We start from the raw sequence: 1,112 nt of genomic DNA on the forward strand, positions 1-1,112 counted from the left end.
TATTAACCCGGCAATCAAATAGGTTTTGATATAATTCGGGCATGGAAAAGATCGATGCCCGCAAGCTTCCGCCCGAAGCCCTGGAACACATTCGTCGCCAAGCATTTGTACTGCGCAAGCAAGGCTATACATGGACGCACATCGCTGAAGTGTGTGGGGTTCATGTCGGTACCGTTTTGAAATGGGCGCGGCGCGCCCAGGCTGACGACCTCGACGCCGTCATCAAGGGCGGGCAACGTGGTCGGCGCCATGGCTCGGGACGAACTCTGACGCTGGTTCAAGAGGAGCAGCTGCGCTTGAAGATCATCGGCTCGAATCCCGCCCAGCTTCAGCTTGAGTTTGCGCTGTGGAATCGTCGCGCAGTGATGCTCGCCATCAAGCAGCTCTTTGGCATCGACATGCCCATTCGCACCGTCGGTGAGTACCTTCGGCGGTGGGGTTTCACGCCGCAGCGGCCGGTCAAGCGTGCGCTTGAGCAGGATCCGGCCCGGCTCAAGGCGTGGCTTGAGGACGAGTATCCGAAGATCGTTGCGCGCGCCAAGACTGAGGATGCCGAGATCTACTGGGGTGACGAGACCGCCATTCGCCAGGACTCGCACTGGGTGCGCGGCTACTCGATGGCGGGGCTGACGCCTGAGCTTCGACTGCCGGCCGGTCGCCACGGATCGACATCGATGATCTCGGCGATCACCAACCAGGGCTTGGTGCGCTTCTCGTTCTTCGAGGGCGCCATCGATGCCGAGCGCTTCATCGTGTTCTTGAAGGACCTGATTCAGGATGCGCAGCGTAAGGTGTTCCTGATCGTCGACAATTTGCGCGTGCACCGCGCCAACCGTGTCCGCGAGTGGGCTGCCGAAAACACCGAGAAGATCGAGCTGTTTTACCTGCCGCCGTATGCGCCGGAACTCAACCCCGACGAGTATCTGAACCGGGATCTGAAAACGTCGATACGCTCCGGGCCGATTGCCAGGACCGCCGCCGCACTTCTCGAGAAGGCGCGTACGTGCATGGAACGCATCGCTGCGATGCCGGATCGTGTGCGGTCGTATTTCAGCCATGAGTACGTTCGCTACGCTCAGTAATTTAGCTATTTGATTGCCGGGTTAATAGCT

1 protein-coding gene is annotated in these 1,112 nt (G+C 59.4%); it reads left to right on the forward strand.

From position 1 onward, the window contains the following. Nucleotides 1-41 precede the first annotated feature (41 nt). Nucleotides 42-1,082: an IS630 family transposase gene (locus C662_RS19500; RefSeq protein ID WP_002924806.1), complete on the forward strand. Its 1,041-nt coding sequence runs from the start codon at nt 42-44 to the stop codon at nt 1,080-1,082. Nucleotides 1,083-1,112 lie beyond the last annotated feature (30 nt).

Source organism: Thauera sp. 28 (assembly GCF_000310145.2).
GTDB classification, from domain to species: domain Bacteria; phylum Pseudomonadota; class Gammaproteobacteria; order Burkholderiales; family Rhodocyclaceae; genus Thauera; species Thauera mechernichensis.

Coding starts and splice junctions, on each gene's coding strand:
- C662_RS19500 (WP_002924806.1), top strand. CDS start 42: ATGGAAAAGATCGATGCCCGCAAGCTTCCGCCCGAAGCCCTGGAACAC.